This is a genomic window from Amycolatopsis sp. NPDC104863, assembly GCF_055582965.1.
In genome coordinates, this window is the sequence record NZ_JBVJOW010000003.1 from 1,119,511 (window position 1) to 1,134,995 (window position 15,485).

Here is a 15,485-nt window from a genome sequence, read left to right on the forward strand (position 1 = left end):
TGACTCTAATCGGTGACGGATTCGGTCTCGATCACCGGCGTTTCTGGCTTGCCCGCGCCGGGCGACGCAACGTGGCTCTTGTCCTTGCAGACACAACCAGGGGAGAGCTCATGGACACCGGAGTGCTCATCGTCGGCGCGGGCCCGACCGGCCTGACACTGGCCAACGAGCTGCGGCTGGCGGAGGTGCCGTTGCTGCTCGTCGACAAGCTGCCGCGGCCCAGCGAACTCTCGCGAGCCGGTGGTGTGCAGTCACGCACGTTGACGGCGCTCGACCAGCGCGGGCTGCTGGAACCGTTGCTGGCGACCGGGAACCACCCGGTCAGCGCGGGCCATTTCGCGGGGATCGAGTTCGCGCCGGAGAGCACCGCGCACCGGCTGCCGTGGCGGTCCGTGCCGCAGGTCGTGCTCGAAGGGTTCTTCGAAAAGCACCTCGCCGAGCACGGCGTCCACGTCCGGCGTGACCACGAGCTGACCGGCCTCGACCAGGACGGCGGCGGCGTGACCGCGACGTTCGCCCACGGCGTGGTCGTCCGCGCCGGATACGCCGTGGCCGCCGACGGCGCCCACAGCACGGTGCGGTCCCTCCTGGGGGCCGGGTTCCCGGGACGCCCGGGCACCTCGACGGTCGTTGCCGCCGACGTCCGGCTGAGCGGCGCCGGGGAGGCGATGACGCACGCGCGGAGCGACGACGGACATTGGGCGGCGCTGTACCCGCTCGGCACGGACGGGCAGGGGCGGCCGATGCGCCGGCTCGTTCTGGGCGGTCCGGGGCGCTCACGGCCGCGGGACGTCCCGGTCACCGAGGACGAGCTCCGCGAAGGCCTGCGGCTCGTCTTCGGCGACGGCGTCGAGCTGCTCGAACTCCGGTACGCCCGCCGCATCACCAATGCGGCCCGGCAGGCCGAGCGCTACCGCCACGGGCGGGTCTTCCTGGCCGGCGACGCCGCGCACGTCCACCTGCCGCTCGGCGCGCAGGGCATGAACACCGGCATGCAGGACGCGCTGAACCTCGGCTGGAAGCTCGGCGCCGCGGTCCACGGCTGGGCGCCGGAGGACCTGCTGGACACCTACCACACCGAGCGGCACCCGGTCGGCGCCGCGGTGCTGCGCAACGTCCAGGCGCAGAGCCTGCTGATGGACTGGGCGGGCACGCGCGACCCGGACGTCGCGGCGACCCGGGAGGTGTTCGCCGCGCTGGCGCAGCTGCCGGAGGTCCAGCGCCACCTCGGTGACCTGCTGTCCGGGATGGCGATCCGCTACCCGACGCCCGGCGCCGGCGACCACCCGCTGACCGGCCGTCCCGCCCCGGACCCGCGGGTGGCCGACACCCGGCTGCACGAGCTGCTGCGGTCCGGCCGCGGTGTCCTGCTCGACCCCGACGACGCGTTCGCCAAGGTCGCCGATCCGTGGTCGGCCCGGGTGGACCGCGCGACCGGCGAAACGACCGCCGAGCCGATGCTCGTCCGCCCGGACGGCTACGTCTGCTGGGCCGGTGACCCGGGTGCGCTGGAACCGGCGCTGGCCCGCTGGTTCGGTGCAGCCTGAGGGCGAACCAAGAGGTCGGGGGCCGGCGGCGGTCTCGGGGAAAGCCCGCCGCCGGCCCGTGCTGTGGCGGTTGCCACGGAGTCGAAGTCGGGGCCACCGTGGTTCTGTTACGGGAAACCCGCGGAAATCCCCCTCGCCCCCGCCCGGCGGGGCGGTCACGGCTCGGGATCGGGCTCCGGCAACCGGGCGGGACCGTGACGTCCTAGCCGGGCAGCGTGGCCCGGACGTCGTTCTCGGCCGGCCGGGGACCGGCGATGTCCAGCGCGCTGTCGCGCCCTCGGCGCGGACAGCTCCGGCACCGGCTGAGGCCGGGACGGCTCCCCTGTGGACGGTCGGGTGCCCGACGGGCGCGGTGGCGGCGTCGAAGTCGATTACGCTGGGTCGGGTGGACGACGTGACCGCACGGCGGCCGGCCGCGCCGGGCGTCCCGCGCATCCTGGTGATCGAGGACGCCGAAGCGATCCGGGTGCCGGTCGAGGCCGCACTCGCCGCTGCGGGGTTCTCCGTCCGGGCCCGTCCCGACGGCGGTGGCCTGGAGACCGAGCTCGCCCGTGCGCGGCCCGACCTGGTCGTGCTGGACGTCATGCTGCCGGGGCGGGACGGGTTCGAGCTGTTGCGGGTGATCCGCCGGGTGTCGGCGGCCGGCGTCGTGATGCTGACCGCCCGGGACGGCGTCGAGGACCGGCTGCGGGGCCTCGGCGCGGGTGCCGACGACTACGTGGTGAAGCCGTTCGTGCTCGAGGAGCTGGTCGCGCGGGTGACCGCGGTGCTGCGGCGGACCGGGCGCACCCCGCCGGCCGTGGAGGTCGGCGACCTGGTCGTCGACGTCGAAGGGGGCCGGGTCCGCTACGGCGACGCCGACGTCGAGCTGACCTCCACCGAGTGGAAGGTGCTGGTCTACTTCGCCCGGCACCGGGACCGCGTGGTCTCCAAGACGCAGGTCCTGACCGCCGTCTGGGGTTACGGCGACTACGCGCCGAACCTGGTCGAGGTGAACGTCAGCACGCTGCGCCGCAAGCTGGAGGCGCACGGCCCGCGGTTGCTGCACACGGTGCGCGGGCAGGGGTACGTCCTGCGCGGCGAGCCGTGACGGGGCTGCGAACGGCTTCGCTGCGCCGCCGGGTCACCGTCACCGTGCTGGTGGTGCTGGCCGTGGTGCTGGTCGCCGTCGGGCTCGTCGTGGACACGGTCTTCCGCGCGCAGGCCGAGCGGGACGTCAACGCCGTGCTCACCGCCCGCGTCCAGCTGGCCCAGCAGCTGGCGAAGCAGAACGTCCCGCCGCAGAACCTGCTGCGGCGGCTGGAAACCCGCGGCGTTCAGGCCGCGCTTTCCTTGCCGGACGGCACTTTTCTCGGCGCGAACGACCTGCCGGCGGACGCGCGGATCCGCCAGGTGCGGGCGACGCTGTCCGGGCCGCCGCGGATCGACGGCGCGAAGCTGACGCTCACCGCGGACGAGTCGCTGGTCGCGGCCGCCGAGCAGAGCCTGCGGTGGGTGCTGGCCGGCACCGGGGTGGCCGCGCTCGTCGTCGCCGCGGTCGCGTTGCTGCTGGCCGTCCGGTTCGCGCTCGCGCCCCTGGACGCGATGACCCGCCTGGCGCGGTCGATCGTCTCCGGCGGGCGTGGTGGGCGGCTCGCCCCGGAGCGGACCGGGACCGAGCTGGGCCGCGCCGCGGCCGCGTTCGACGCCGCCCTGGACGCGCTCGAAGGCGCCGAGCGGGCGGCCCGGGCGTCCGAAGAGCGGACCCGGCGGTTCGTCGCCGACGCGGCCCACGAGCTGCGGACCCCGCTGGCCGGGGTGCGGGCAGCGGCCGAGGCGCTGGTGCAGCAGCCGGCGGACGCGCCGCGCGAGCAGCGTGAACAGCTGCAGCTGCTGGTGGTCCGCGAGTCGCAGCGGGCGGCGAAGCTCGTCGCCGACCTGCTGGACCTGGCCCGGCTGGACGCGGGCGCCGAGCTCGACCGGGCGCCGGTGCGGCTGCGGGAGCTGGTTGCGGCGCAGGCCGAGCAGGTCCGGCTGACGGCGCCGGCGGTCACGGTCGAGGTGACCGGCCCGGACGTGGTCGTGCTCGGCGACCGGGACCGGCTCACGCAGATCGTGGCCAACCTGAGCGGCAACGCGGTCCGCGCGATGGCCGGCCGGGGGACGCTGACCCTGGAGGTCACCGGCGACGGCGTCACGGTGACCGACACCGGTCCGGGGGTGCCGGGGCCGGAGCGGGAGCGGATCTTCGACCGGCTCGTGCGGCTCGACGCGGCCCGTGGCCAGGGCGGCTCCGGGCTGGGCCTGCCGATCGCCCGCGGGTTCGCCCGGGCGCACGGCGGTGACCTCTGGTGCGAGGCCGCTCCGGGCGGGGGAGCCCGGTTCCGGCTGGCGGGGCTGCCCGGGAACGTCCGATGAGCAGGCCCGGGCCGGGTCCGGTTCAGGCGAACAAGCCGGTCACCCGGCCGGCGTGCCCGGGCAGCACCTGACCGGCGTCGGTGCCGAGCACGTCCTCCACCAGGGTCGCGTAGACGTCGCGGAAGTCGGTGCCGAGTTTGAGGTCGCCGTCGTCGAGGTCGGTCAGGCTCGGCTCGGCACCGTGGAAGCCGCCCCGGACGCGGGGGCCGAGGACGAAGACCGGTCCCGCCGTGCCGTGGTCGGTGCCCTGGCTCGCGTTCGCCGCCACCCGCCGGCCGAACTCCGAGTACACCAGCACCGTGACCTGCTTGCCGCGGTCGGACTTCGCCAGCCGCTGGACGAACGGGGTCAGCGCGCCGTCGAGCTCGGTCAGCAGCCGTTGCTGGGTGCCGCGCTCGTCGGCGTGTGTGTCGAACCCGCCGAGCGACACCGAGTACGCCCGCGTCGGCACCCCCGCCTCGACCAGGCCGGCGACCACGTCGAGCTGGGCCGCCAGCTCGCCCTCGGCCTTCTCGCCGTCCTTCGTGGCCGTTCCCAGGGTCTGGGCGGCCCGGTGCAGGTCGGTCACCGACCGCGCCGCGCGCGCCTGCCAGAACCCTTCGCCGGCCTGCGCGGAGCCGAGGCCGCGGAACGCCGTGCCCAGCGCGCCCTGCGGCAGCTTCAGCCCGCCGACCGGCAAGGTCGCGGCGGCGGTGCGCTCTCCGGCCAGCAGCGGCGGGAGCACCGGGTCGACCGACACCGCGCGCAGCGGATCGTCGCCGGAGGCGTCCAGCCAGCGACCGAGCCAGCCGGTCGGCACCGACGTCTCGGGCGAGGCCGTCTGCCAGATCGCCATCGACCGGAAGTGGCTGTGGTCGGGTTTCGGGTACCCGACCCCGCGCAGGACGGCCAGCTGCCGGGTGTCCCAGAGGCTCTTGAACCCCTTCATGCCCGGGTTCAGCCCCAGCCCTTCGCCGAGGTCGAGCACTTCCTCCGGGCGGTACGCCAGCTCGGCACGGGCGTCCTGGTAGGCCGGGTCGCCCGCGGGGACGACGGTATTGAGGCCGTCGTTGCCGCCGTAGAGGGTGACGACGACGAGCACTCCCGCGTCCGGGTCGAGGGGGTCCTGCTCCGCGGCCGACATCAGCCGGGCCCAGTCGACCTGGGTGGCGCCGGCGGCGAGGGCCGCGGCGGCCGTCACCCCGGTCGCGGTGAGGAACCTGCGACGGTTCACCAGCTGCACGATCGTCACCCGCTCACTACGTATTCGGGGGCACAAGCGGCCACTGTGGACAGCTGACGCGCGTCACCGGCGACGCCGGCGAGCGCGGCGCGGGTGCGGTCGGACCAGGCGTCGACCCCGAGCAGGTCGCCGACCGCGGCGACCTTGTCCCGCGCCTTCGCCACGGCGCCGAGGTCGGCGTGTGCGACGACCAGCTGGGCCGCGTGCAGCCGGGCCAGGCCCGCCGAAGTCGTCAGCCATGCTCCGCCGGCCGCCCAGCCGCCGACGCTGGGCGGCTGGAACGGCACCTGACCCATCCCGCGCAACGCCGCCAGCAGCTGCGTCCGGGGCTTCTCGTCGAGCTTTCCGGGGCGAACGCCGAGCGCGCGCAGCAGCCCGGCGAGCCACTCGACCGGTTGCTTGACCAGCGACGTCGCGCTGTCGCGGAAGGCCGGTTCGGCGGTGACGGCCAGCAGGAGCGCCCGGATGTCGCGGCGGCTCCCGTAGGCGGCCACGAGCCGGTTGAGGGTGTCGGGCGGCGGCGGTGTCGCGGACACGAGCCGCGCCCAGATCCGGCCGGCCACGAACGGCGCCGACTCGGGCCGGCCCAGCACGAGGTCCACAAAGGACTGTGCGGTGAAGTCGCCGCTGGCGCCGAGGATGCGCTTCACCCCGTTGTCGTGCCGCTTGGCGACCAGCTGCGCGCCGGTGGCGTCCCGCTTGGCGGTCCAGCCGGTCAGCGCCCGCGCCGCCTCGCGGACGTCGTCTTCGCCGTAGTGGCCGACCCCGAGGGTGAACAGCTCCATGAACTCGCGGGAGAGGTTCTCGTTCGGCTTTCCGGCCTTGTTGCTGTTGCCGTCCAGCCACAGCAGCATCGCCGGGTCGACGACCATCGCCCGGGCGAGGTCGGTGAAGCTGCCGAGGGCGTGCTCACGCTGGGTCCGGTTCTGCGCGAGCATGAGCCGCGGGCTGCGCACCTTCTGCTCACTGGTGGCGAAGTGGCCGTGCCAGAACCAGGTGAGCCGTTCTACGGAGGCGACGTCGGCGGCGGCCATCCGGTCCAGCCACCATCCCACCGCCTGCGCGGCCTGGGCCTGCGCCTGCCGTCGGGCCTGCTGTTTCGCGGCCTTGTCGGTGTCCTTGGCCGGTTTGTCCGGGGGTGGCCCCGGATCGGGCATCGGGGTCGCGGCCGCCCCGGCGTCGGGTCCGCCACCCAGCAACCGGTCGCGGGTCTCGGCGAACCCGCGGTCCAGGTCACCGGGCCGCGGCCCGAAGCCGAGGCGGTCGTGCAGCCGCCGGACGGCCGCTCGTTCGGAGAGCACCACCATGCCCTCGATCGTGCGGCGCGCGCCGGGTGGGGCGCGAGGCCGCTGCCGCTTTCTTAAGCCGATCCACAGGAGCCGTGGTCACCCTCGCGGGGCATCTTCCGGCGGCTGCCGCCGGGCCGGGCGTGGATCGGCCGTTTCCGGGTAACCGGTCGGAGATCCGCACCCGAGGAGAGGACCCACCGGTGACCACCGTTTCGCGCACCTTCACCGTCGACCCCGCGCCGGCAGTCGTCGTTCCCTACCTGGCCGACTTCGGCCACGCCGAGCAGTGGGACCCCGGCACCGAAAGCTGCACCCGGAACGACACCGGACCGGTCCAGGTCGGCTCGTCGTGGCACAACACGTCCAAGATCGCGGGGATCGGGACCGAGCTGACCTACACGCTGGAGGAGCTCACCGGGGACCGCATCGTGTTCGTCGGGCGCAACAAGACCGCGACGTCCACCGAGACCATCGAGATCACCATCCACGGGACCGGTTCGGCCATCACCTACACCAACGACCTGGAGTTCAAGGGGGTCGCGAAGCTCGCGGCGCCGCTGGGCAAGGTGGTGTTCGAGAAGCTCGGGAACGACACCGAACGGCAGCTCACCGACGTCCTCAACGACCTGGGCCGCTGACCGGTGGTGGACATCGCCAACCTGCGCCGGGTGGCCGGGCTGTCGGCCGTGGTCGTGACGGCGGTGCAGGCCGCGACCGCGGTCGTCGCCGTGCGCAAGGGCCGTCGTGACTACGCCGACGCCGTGTGGGGGCCCGGCTTGGCGGCCGTCGCCGTGAGCAGCGCACTGGCCGGGCGCGGTGACGCCCGCCGTCGCTGGGCGCTCGCGGCGGTCACCACCGTGTGGGCGGCGCGGCTGGAACGGCAGATGCTGGCTCGCTTGCGCGGCAGTGACCGCGAGGACCCGCGCTACACCGAGTTCCTCGACGGCGACTCGACCGCGGCGGTGGTGGGCAAGGTCTTCGTCACGCAGGGGCTGAGCCAGCTGCTGGTGTCCGCCCCGGTGCAGCTCGCCGCCGCGAGCGCCGTGCCCCGCGGCGCCCGCCGGCTGCTCGCGCCCGCCGGGCTGGCCGTGATGGCCGGCGGAGCGGTGCTCGAGGCGCTGGCCGACCACCAGAAGACGGAGTATTCGAAACGGGACCGGGACGAGCGTCCGGACGTGCTCGACACCGGCCTGTGGGGCTGGTCCCGGCACCCGAACTACTTCGGCGACTCCCTGGTGTGGGACGGCGCGTGGCTCGCCGCGGCTGCCTCACCCGCGGCGGCCTGGACGCTGCCGGCGCCGGCGGTGATGAGCTACCTGCTGATGTTCGCGACCGGCGCCAAGCGCACCGAACGGCGCATGCAGGAGCGCCCGGGCTACCGCGACTACCAGCGGCGGGTCGCGTTCTTCTTCCCCCGGCGACCGGCCGCGGCCGAGGCGTCCCAGAGGGGCTTCGCGGTGAACCGGCGGGAACCGAGTCCTTCGACGAACCGGCAGCCATAGCTTTCGGCCGGGAGCGCCCAGCTCGAGGGTGCAGGCCACGTCTTGCGGCGGAGTGGCCAAGGCGCACGCGGCGGCGATCTTCTCGATCGATGCTTTCCGGACGGAACGACCCGGGTGCAGGGTTGCACGGACACTGGCCTTTGTCCGACACTCGTCCATCAGCACCGGCGGGGAGTGAGGTCACCCGTGTCGATCCTGTCGAAGCCGTTCGTCGCCGACGGAGTGGCTCGCCTGATGGCGGCCGCCGCCGCTCGCGTGATGAGGGCGCGTCCGCTGTTCCCCGAGATTCCCGGCCGCACCACCAAAATCACGATCCCCACGCGCCACGGACCGATGCCCGCGACGCTCTACCGCCCACCGGGCAAGGCAGCCGGCGTCTATATCAATGCTCACGGCGGCGGTTTTGTGCTGGGCGGCCCGATCGCCGACGATCCGCTGTGCCGCTACCTCGCCGAGCACGCCGGGGTGTTCGTGGTCAACGTCGACTACGTCCTCGCCCCACACCAGCGGTTTCCCGCTCCCTGCGAGCAAATCCTCGACGCGCTGACGTGGGCGGCCGCACCCGAACGCGAATGGGCGGGCGCCCGGCTGTGCGTCGGCGGCCAGAGCGCGGGCGGCTCGCTCGCGGCCGCGGCCTCCCGGCTCGCCTGGCGCGACGGCGGCCCCGAGATCAGGTTGCAGGTGCTGCACTACCCGCCCCTGGACCTGGTCACCCCGGCCGCGGACAAACCCGCGCGGGACAACCGGGTGGTGATCCGGCCGTGGATGGGCGAAGTCTTCAACACCGCCTACCTCCCCGACCTCGCCCGCCGCACCGACCCGTTGGCGTCCCCGGCGTGGGGCGCCAACGCCGACGACCTGACCGGCATCGCCCCCGCACTCGTGATCACCTGCGAGCACGACCGGCTGCGCGCCGAGGGGGTCGCCTACGCGGGCAAGCTCGCCGAGGCCGGTGCTCTGGTGGAGCACTACGACCTCCGCGGCGTGGACCACGGTTACGACCTCATGGACGGCGACCCCGACCTGGTCCGGCGGGTGTACACCTTCCTCGCCCGGCACGTCGAACACGCCCTCGCCCGGCCTAGCCCATGACGCTCGGGATCTTGCGGGCACGCAAGACGTACGTGTCCAGCGGAAGCTGGATCGACGCGGTGAGCTGAAAACCCGCGTCGGCGAACAACGCGCGGTAGTGGGACTCCGTGCGTTCGCGGCCGCCGACGTTGCAGAGCATGTGGATGTCCCACGGCACCGCTAAGGAGTCGACCTCGCCGCCTTCGGGCAGCAGCCGCTCGATGACCAGGAGCTCGGCGTGGTCGGGCATCGCCGCGGCACACGTCGCGAGGATGGTCCGGCAGCGGTCGTCACTCCAGTCGTGCAGGACCCGCGACAGGAGGTAGACGTCGCCCGTGGCGGGCACGGACTCGGTGAAGTCACCGGGGACCAGGGTGCAGCGGCCGGCGAGGGGCGCGAGCGTGGATTCCGCCGACGCCAAGGCGTGCGGGCGTTCCACGAGGACACCGTGCAGCTGCGGGTTGGCCGTCAGGACCCGGGCGAGCAGCTCGCCGTTGCCGCCGGCGATGTCGACGACGGTGCCCGCGGCGGAGAAGTCGACCACCAGGACCAGTTCGGCGAACACCGCGTTGCTGGCGGCCATGGACTGGTGGAACAGCCCGGCCAGCGCGGGATCGGCGGCCATGTGGTCGAAGTGGTGGGCGCCGAAGACCTTCGCGTAGGACTCCTCGCCGGTGCGGACGGCGTCGGTCAGCGCGGCGAACGACCGGTAGAACGGGCCGCCGTACATCAGCGCCAGCGGCCGGAGGGACCCGCTGATGTCCGACCGCAGCAGGGATCCGGACTCGGTGAGCGTGTAGCCGGCGGGCGAGACGCGGACGAGGCCGAGGGTCGCGAGGTAGCGGAGGAGCCGGCTCAGGCTGTCCGGGTCGGCGCCGGTGGCGGCGGCGAGGCCGGGCAGGTCGGCGACGCCGGCGGCGAGGTGGTCCGCGATCCGCAGTTCGGCGGCGGCGGTGATCGCCTGCGTGGCCCACGCCCCGGTCATCAGGCGCAGCAGCCGCGTGCCGGCCGCGGACTCGTGCCGGTGGGTGGTGAGCAGCCGGTCGTAGCGCCCCGCGCAGTTGAGCTCCAGCCGGCGGACGTCGGGAACCGGGTGGTCACCGTTGCGGAAGTACAGGACGGTGGTGTTCTCGTAGTCGTTGTACCCACCGCCGTCCGGGCTCATCCGGGTGGCGATCGCGGACCGCAGCCCGGCGAGGCTGAACGGGTCGCCGTCCGGAACGCTCAGCGCGACGTGGCACTCCCGGCCGTGCCGGCGTTCGTCGGCGGCGATGAAGGCGAGCTCCGGCGGGGTGGCCAGTGCGAAGATCTCGACCTCGCACAGCCGGCCCTCCCGGTCGCGCACCGGCGCGCGCAGGATGCCGAGCTCCAGCTCCCCGATGGGGAGCCCGTACCGGCGGCTCAGCCGGTCGCGCACCACGGTGCTCGGGGTCATCGGGCCCGTCGTGACGCCGTGCCGGGCCAGCTCCGCGGCCAGTCCGTCGAGCGTGCTCGGGAACAACAGCACCGCGGCGTGGGCGAGGGACGCGTGCCGGGCCAGCGCCACCCGGTCGGTCTCGTCCAGCGACGGCATGGCCGTGGCGAGGACCGAATCGGTGGTGTGGGCGCGGACGAACTCCGTCGCGGCGGTCAGGCGGGCGAGGTCTTCGGGCGCGAGCGCAGGGGCGATCGTCGCGGTCATGGGCAAACTCCAGGTGGTCAGATGCCGACGTAGTTCTCGGCGAAGAGGTCCTGCTGGGCCCGCGAGTCGCGCAGGAGGTCCAACCGGGTGTCACGCAGCACCTGCTGGAAGCCGGCGTCCGGATCGGTGCCGGACGGCGCGTGAAGCAGGCCGATCATCCAGTGCGAAAACTCCTGCGCGCGCCAGATCCGGGGCAGGCAGGTCCGCGAATACGCGGCGAGGGCGGCTTCGTCGTCCCGCGCGAGCGCGTCGGAAAGCGCGGTGGCGAGGACCTCCGCCTGCAGGATGGCCAGGTTGGCGCCCTTCGCGGCGGAAGGGCTGATCAAGCTGGCGGCGTCACCCGCGAGGAACAGCCGGGCGTGGTGCATCGGGTGGACGACGTCCGAGCGCAGCCGCACCGGACGGCGTTCGACGATGGGCCCTCGGCGCAGCGGGCCGAACCGGTCGGCCCGCATCCGCAGGTTCAGCTCGGCCCAGACGCGGTCGTCGGGCCACGCTTCGGGGGTGTCCTCGCGCGAAACCTGGAGGTAGTAGCGGGTCGTCTGCGGGCTGCGGGCCATGTGGCCGGCGAACCCGTTGTCGTGCATGGCATACGTGACCGCCGGCATGCTCTGCGGGGCCTGGGCGAGCAGGGCCAGCCAGGTGATGCCGTGGTCGCGGGTGTGCCGCGCGGTCCGGGCCGCGGGCATGGCCGCCCGGGCCACGCCGTTGCTGCCGTCACAGCCGACCACAAAACGCCCGCTCGCCTCGCCGGCGCCGTTTTCGTCGCGGAAGGCGACGGTGGCGGTCTCGGGGTCGACGCCCGTGACGGTGCAGCCGAACCGCAGTTCACCGCCGCGGTCGAGGAATTCGCCGACCAGGTCGGTGACGAGGTTCTGCTGCGGGTAAACCGTGTGCGTCTCGCCTCGGCCGAGCGTCGCGTAGTCCAGCTCGAACTGGCTTTCGGCGTAGCGGAACGCGCAGGTGCCGTGCTCGCGGCCGTCGCGGAGCATGCCGGCCGCGAGGCCGTGCTCGGTCAGCACCCTGGCGCTGTGCGTGTTGAGGAAACCGGCTCGGGCGCGGGTCTGGACGTGCTCACGGCTGCCGCGCTCGAGGATGAGCACGTCGATTCCCCGGGCCCGCAGCAGATTTCCCAACACCAGTCCGGCCGGCCCCGCGCCCACGACGAGCACACTGGCCCGGTTGGCCATGATCGACTTGTTCCTTCCCGGAAATGATCTTCGGGGGTGATGACTGCCGATCAAGGTAGCGGCACCGGGTGTGGTGCGCCAGGTATCGGACAGGTGACAATTCCTCGTTAAAATGATCTTGAAAGCCGTCCGAAATGGACACGGGGTTATTTCGGGCTCCAGTGGTCGCCGACGGCTCGGGTGGAGACGTCGGGAACGTAGACCGCCAAAGCCGCGACGAGCTCCCTGATGTCCCGGCGGGCCGAGTCGTCGAGGCGAGCGGTGCGGGCGACGTCGAGTTCGTTGGCGATGGTGAGCACCGCGAAGTCGGTGAGGTCGGCGCCCGCGAGGGGGATGGTCTCGCCGGTGAAGCGGTCGGTCAGCGGGAGCGGCGTCGCGCCGATGCGGGCGTAGGTCCGGCTCCGGTCGCAGGCTCCGTAGAGGTAAACGAGGGCTTCGGCCTCGTCGCCGATGGCCGCCCGCAGGCGGGCTCGCCGGTCCGGCGGCAGCAGCGGGTGCGGGAAGCCGTCGGTGCCGTACACGGCGTGGCAGAGTGCGGCAAGGCGTACGCGCGGGCTCCCGCCCCAGCTCTGCACCAGGTCCGCTACCCGCCGCAGGTGGGTGAGGAGGTCGCCGCCGGGGTGGTCGGTTCCGGCCGCGCCGAGGTCGCGCAGGAGCGCCAGCGCCGGCCAGTCGGCGGCGCCGGCGGCGATCGTCTCGGCCAGCGCTCGCGGCTGGTCCCGGGCGACGAGGTGCCCGGCGCCGGGGATGCGGGCCACCGTCGTCTGCGGAGCGAGGTGCCGCAATCCGTCGACGTCGTCGTCGGTGACGGGGGAGTGGTGGCTGCCGCGGACGAGCAGGACGGGCCGGTCGAGCCCCGCGGTGATCTCCCGCAGCCGGGGAACGCGGGTGAAGATGTCCTCGACGAGCTCGGTGTGCGCGCCGGGCAGGGGGAGGGTGGCGAGGAAGCGGCGGGCCCGCCGCGGCTCGAGCCCGGGGACGACGTCCACCAGCACGAGGCCCGCCACCCTCGTCCGCACCGCCGGATCACCCAGGGCGGCGACGGCGGCGAGCCCGCCCAGCGAGGCGCCGACGACTACGCAGCCCGGCGGCTCGGCGTGCACCATGGCGGCGACGTCCTCGCCGCAGGACGTCAGGGTTCGCGGCGAGCCGTCGCTGTCGCCGTGGCCGCGCTGGTCGTAGGCCACGCACCGGAACCCGGCGTCGACGAGGAGGTCGATGACCGGCGTCCAGACCGAGCGACGCTCTCCACCGGCGTGGAGCAGCAGCGCGGTCGGCCCGTCGCCGGCTTCCTCTCCGCGCAAAACCGCGTCAGGGCGAGTGATGCTCCGCTCCCGCGAGACGACCATGACGACCCCCTACCTTGGGGTTTCAAGGTAACGACTCGTACCTTGAAGCGTCAAGGTACGATCGCCGCCGTGACACCTCAGCGCGTGCGCCGCCCGCCCGACGAGGCCCGGCGCCTGATCCTGGAGGCCGCCGAACGGTTGCTGACCGAGGGAGGGGTGGCCGCCGTCCAGATCCGGGCCGTCGCCGCCCGTGTCGGCATGACCGACGCCGGGGTCAGCCACCACTTCGGCACCCGTGACCGCCTCTTGGAAGCCTTGCTGCGCCACGGCGGCCGGAAGATCCGGGCCGGGATGGACGACGTGCTGCGCTCCTGGCTCGACCGCGGCCCCGATCTCGGCCGGCTGGTCGAGACGATGGCCGCCTTCTACCGTCAGGGTTACGGCGCGCTCGCCGTGGCCCTGCACGCGGCCGGGTGGCGGGACGACGGCTCGGGGATGCTCGATCCGGTCGTCGACACGCTGCACGCGTTGCGCCCCGACGCCGCCACCGCCTCGGTCGAGGACACCCGGCTCGCCGTCGCGGCGCTTCACCAGGCGTTGGTCACCGAACCCTTGTACGGCCCGGCTTTCCGCCGCAGTGCCGGGATCACCGGCCGGGCGGCCACCACTCCGAACCCGCAGCTGCGCTGGTGGTCCGCCTGTCTCGCCCGCTCCCTCGGCATCGGCTGACGCGCGTGCCCGGTCACGGCAGCAGCAGGAGCTTGCCGGTGAACCGGCGCGCCTCGATGTCGGCGTGCGCCGCCGCGGCGTCGGCCAGCGGGTAGGTCCGGCCGATGACCGGGGTCAGCCGGCCCGCGGCGGCCTCGTTCAGCACGTGGACCACCCGGCGCGCGTTGTCCGGCCAGAACTCCGGGAGCTGGGCCATGTCCACCACCGTCAGCTGCTCCGCGTGGTCGACCACCGCCTGCGAGCCGCTGGACATGCCGTAGCCGGAGAACCGGCCGCCGGGCGCGAGCAGCGCCGCGGCGGCCGTGCCGACCGGGCCGCCGATCCCGTCGAAGACCACGTCGAGCCCGTGCCCGCCGGTGATCGCGCGCACCTGCTCCGGCCAGTCCTTTGTGGAGTAGTCGACGACGTCGTCGGCCATTTTTGCCGCGAGGGCAAGCTTTTCCTCGCCCCGCACGCCGGCGACGACTCGCGCGCCCGCCGCACGGGCGAGCTGGATCGCGAGGCTGCCGAGGCCGCCCAGCCCCGGTGCGATGAAGACTCGGTCCCCGGTCCGGACGGGGGTCTTCTCCAGCAGCGCGAGTGCGGTGGCGCCGTCGTCGAGCAGCGCCGCCGCGGTGCGCGGATCGACGCCGTCGGGCAGCAGGAAGGCGGAGTCGGCGTGGGCGAGCACCGTGTCGGCGTACCCGCCGCCGTAGCTCGCGGTGGACCGGGTGACGACCCGCGCGCCGAGCCAGGTGTCGTCCACTTCGGCGCCGACCGCGGTGACCGTGCCCGCGACCGCTCCGCCCGGCACGTACGGCGGCCGGACGTCGAACACCGCGGGGCCGTGGCCGGACCGGATCCGGGCGTCGAGCCACCCCACCCCGATCGCCGCGACGTCGACGACCACCTCACCGCGGCCCGGCGCCGGGGCAGGCAGGTGGACGAGCTCGAGAACCTCGGGGCCGCCGAACCGGCCGGCCATCACCGCACGCATGTCCGAAGGCTAAAAGTTCAACCGGACTCGAAGTCAAGTGCGCACCGGGTTTGAGCCGGGCGCCCTCGTGGGTACTGACGGAGTTCACCGTTGTCCAGCTTCGGAGGGTGCTCGTGCAGATCCAGGTCAACACCGACCACAACATCCACGGTGGCGAACGGCTGGCCACCTACGTGACGACCGACCTGGAAGGCAGTCTGTCCCGGTTCGGTGGCTGGTTGACCCGGGTGGAGGTGCACCTCAGCGAGGACGGCGGCGGCAAGCCGGAAGACAAGAAGTGCGTGATCGAGGCGCGGCCGGGTGGCAAGCAGCCGGTCGCGGTCACCCACCACGCGACCACTGTGGACGACGCGTACGCCGGCGCGGCGCAGAAACTGGGGCGGCTGCTGGATTCCCGGTACTCCCGCGCCCACGACCACAAGGGCAGCGACAGCATCCGCCACATGCCCGCGCCGGAGGACCCGGACCAGGTCGGCACGATCGAGGACGAGCCGCGCGACTGACCCGCCGCCGGGGGGGGGGGGGGGGGGGGGGGGGTGGTGTGGGTCTCCCGGGGGGGGGCGTCAACAGCGACCAGGGGGAAGGGGGGGAG

General features: G+C 73.7%; 14 protein-coding genes. 8 read left to right on the plus strand and 6 right to left on the minus strand.

Going from position 1 to position 15,485, the window contains the following annotated elements; genetic code table 11:
- Nucleotides 1-110 precede the first annotated feature (110 nt).
- The 3 genes from ACZ63J_RS21300 to ACZ63J_RS21310 all read left to right on the plus strand — a co-directional run bounded on the left by ACZ63J_RS21300 (nt 111) and on the right by ACZ63J_RS21310 (nt 3,944).
- Nucleotides 111-1,547, plus strand: coding sequence for an FAD-dependent monooxygenase (locus ACZ63J_RS21300; protein WP_465402247.1), 1,437 nt, complete (start codon nt 111-113; stop codon nt 1,545-1,547).
- Nucleotides 1,548-1,932: 385 nt separating this feature from the next.
- On the plus strand, nt 1,933-2,637 hold the full coding sequence (locus ACZ63J_RS21305; protein WP_465339922.1) for a response regulator transcription factor: 705 nt from the start codon (nt 1,933-1,935) through the stop codon (nt 2,635-2,637).
- A complete protein-coding gene (locus ACZ63J_RS21310; RefSeq protein WP_465402245.1) occupies nt 2,634-3,944 on the plus strand; it encodes a sensor histidine kinase in 1,311 nt (436 codons plus the stop codon). The genes ACZ63J_RS21305 and ACZ63J_RS21310 overlap by 4 nt, the downstream gene beginning before the upstream one ends.
- Nucleotides 3,945-3,966: 22 nt before the next feature.
- Here ACZ63J_RS21310 and ACZ63J_RS21315 read toward each other — a convergent pair whose 3' ends face one another.
- Both ACZ63J_RS21315 and ACZ63J_RS21320 read right to left on the minus strand, forming a co-directional pair.
- The gene (locus ACZ63J_RS21315; protein WP_465402244.1) at nt 3,967-5,175 is read right to left on the minus strand and encodes a DUF1501 domain-containing protein; all 1,209 of its coding nucleotides are present in this window, start codon (nt 5,173-5,175) and stop codon (nt 3,967-3,969) included.
- Nucleotides 5,172-6,473: a DUF1800 domain-containing protein gene (locus ACZ63J_RS21320; RefSeq protein ID WP_465402242.1), complete on the minus strand. Its 1,302-nt coding sequence runs from the start codon at nt 6,471-6,473 to the stop codon at nt 5,172-5,174. Before ACZ63J_RS21320 ends, ACZ63J_RS21315 begins: the two co-directional genes overlap by 4 nt.
- 182 nt (nt 6,474-6,655) lie before the next feature.
- On the opposite strand from ACZ63J_RS21320, the gene ACZ63J_RS21325 reads away from it, so the two are divergent.
- The 3 genes from ACZ63J_RS21325 (at nt 6,656) to ACZ63J_RS21335 (ending at nt 9,049) form a co-directional block, all read left to right on the plus strand.
- Entirely contained in the window at nt 6,656-7,093 is a 438-nt protein-coding gene (locus tag ACZ63J_RS21325; protein WP_465402240.1) for an SRPBCC family protein, read from the plus strand.
- 6 nt (nt 7,094-7,099) lie between these two features.
- A complete protein-coding gene (locus ACZ63J_RS21330) occupies nt 7,100-7,957 on the plus strand; it encodes a DUF1295 domain-containing protein (protein WP_465402238.1) in 858 nt (285 codons plus the stop codon).
- Between the two features lie 186 nt (nt 7,958-8,143).
- Nucleotides 8,144-9,049, plus strand: coding sequence for an alpha/beta hydrolase (locus tag ACZ63J_RS21335; RefSeq protein WP_465402237.1), 906 nt, complete (start codon nt 8,144-8,146; stop codon nt 9,047-9,049).
- Here ACZ63J_RS21335 and ACZ63J_RS21340 read toward each other — a convergent pair.
- The 3 genes from ACZ63J_RS21340 to ACZ63J_RS21350 all read right to left on the minus strand — a co-directional run bounded on the left by ACZ63J_RS21340 (nt 9,039) and on the right by ACZ63J_RS21350 (nt 13,248).
- Nucleotides 9,039-10,709: a methyltransferase gene (locus tag ACZ63J_RS21340; protein ID WP_465402235.1), complete on the minus strand. Its 1,671-nt coding sequence runs from the start codon at nt 10,707-10,709 to the stop codon at nt 9,039-9,041. The two genes, ACZ63J_RS21335 and ACZ63J_RS21340, sit on opposite strands and share 11 nt — an antisense overlap.
- 17 nt (nt 10,710-10,726) lie before the next feature.
- On the minus strand, nt 10,727-11,899 hold the full coding sequence (locus tag ACZ63J_RS21345) for a 4-hydroxybenzoate 3-monooxygenase (RefSeq protein ID WP_465402233.1): 1,173 nt from the start codon (nt 11,897-11,899) through the stop codon (nt 10,727-10,729).
- 146 nt (nt 11,900-12,045) lie between these two features.
- Nucleotides 12,046-13,248 carry an alpha/beta fold hydrolase gene (locus ACZ63J_RS21350; protein WP_465402231.1) on the minus strand — a complete coding sequence of 401 codons (1,203 nt, stop codon included), beginning with the start codon at nt 13,246-13,248 and terminating at the stop codon, nt 12,046-12,048.
- A 69-nt stretch (nt 13,249-13,317) separates the two neighbouring features.
- Between ACZ63J_RS21350 and ACZ63J_RS21355 the strand changes: the two genes are divergently transcribed.
- Nucleotides 13,318-13,917: a TetR/AcrR family transcriptional regulator gene (locus ACZ63J_RS21355; protein ID WP_465402229.1), complete on the plus strand. Its 600-nt coding sequence runs from the start codon at nt 13,318-13,320 to the stop codon at nt 13,915-13,917.
- Between the two features lie 13 nt (nt 13,918-13,930).
- Here ACZ63J_RS21355 and ACZ63J_RS21360 read toward each other — a convergent pair whose 3' ends face one another.
- The gene (locus tag ACZ63J_RS21360; protein WP_465402227.1) at nt 13,931-14,893 is read right to left on the minus strand and encodes a zinc-binding dehydrogenase; all 963 of its coding nucleotides are present in this window, start codon (nt 14,891-14,893) and stop codon (nt 13,931-13,933) included.
- 107 nt (nt 14,894-15,000) lie between these two features.
- On the opposite strand from ACZ63J_RS21360, the gene ACZ63J_RS21365 reads away from it, so the two are divergent.
- Nucleotides 15,001-15,396 carry an HPF/RaiA family ribosome-associated protein gene (locus ACZ63J_RS21365; protein WP_465402225.1) on the plus strand — a complete coding sequence of 132 codons (396 nt, stop codon included), beginning with the start codon at nt 15,001-15,003 and terminating at the stop codon, nt 15,394-15,396.
- The last annotated feature ends 89 nt before the right edge of the window (nt 15,397-15,485 follow it).

Excerpts from the sequence above, each read along its gene's own strand:
- ACZ63J_RS21300 (WP_465402247.1), top strand. The coding sequence starts at position 111 with ATGGACACCGGAGTGCTCATCGTCGGCGCGGGCCCGACCGGCCTGACA.
- ACZ63J_RS21320 (WP_465402242.1), bottom strand. The coding sequence starts at position 6,473 with ATGGTGGTGCTCTCCGAACGAGCGGCCGTCCGGCGGCTGCACGACCGC.
- ACZ63J_RS21340 (WP_465402235.1), bottom strand. The coding sequence starts at position 10,709 with ATGACCGCGACGATCGCCCCTGCGCTCGCGCCCGAAGACCTCGCCCGC.
- ACZ63J_RS21345 (WP_465402233.1), bottom strand. The coding sequence starts at position 11,899 with ATGGCCAACCGGGCCAGTGTGCTCGTCGTGGGCGCGGGGCCGGCCGGA.
- ACZ63J_RS21350 (WP_465402231.1), bottom strand. The coding sequence starts at position 13,248 with ATGGTCGTCTCGCGGGAGCGGAGCATCACTCGCCCTGACGCGGTTTTG.
- ACZ63J_RS21360 (WP_465402227.1), bottom strand. The coding sequence starts at position 14,893 with ATGCGTGCGGTGATGGCCGGCCGGTTCGGCGGCCCCGAGGTTCTCGAG.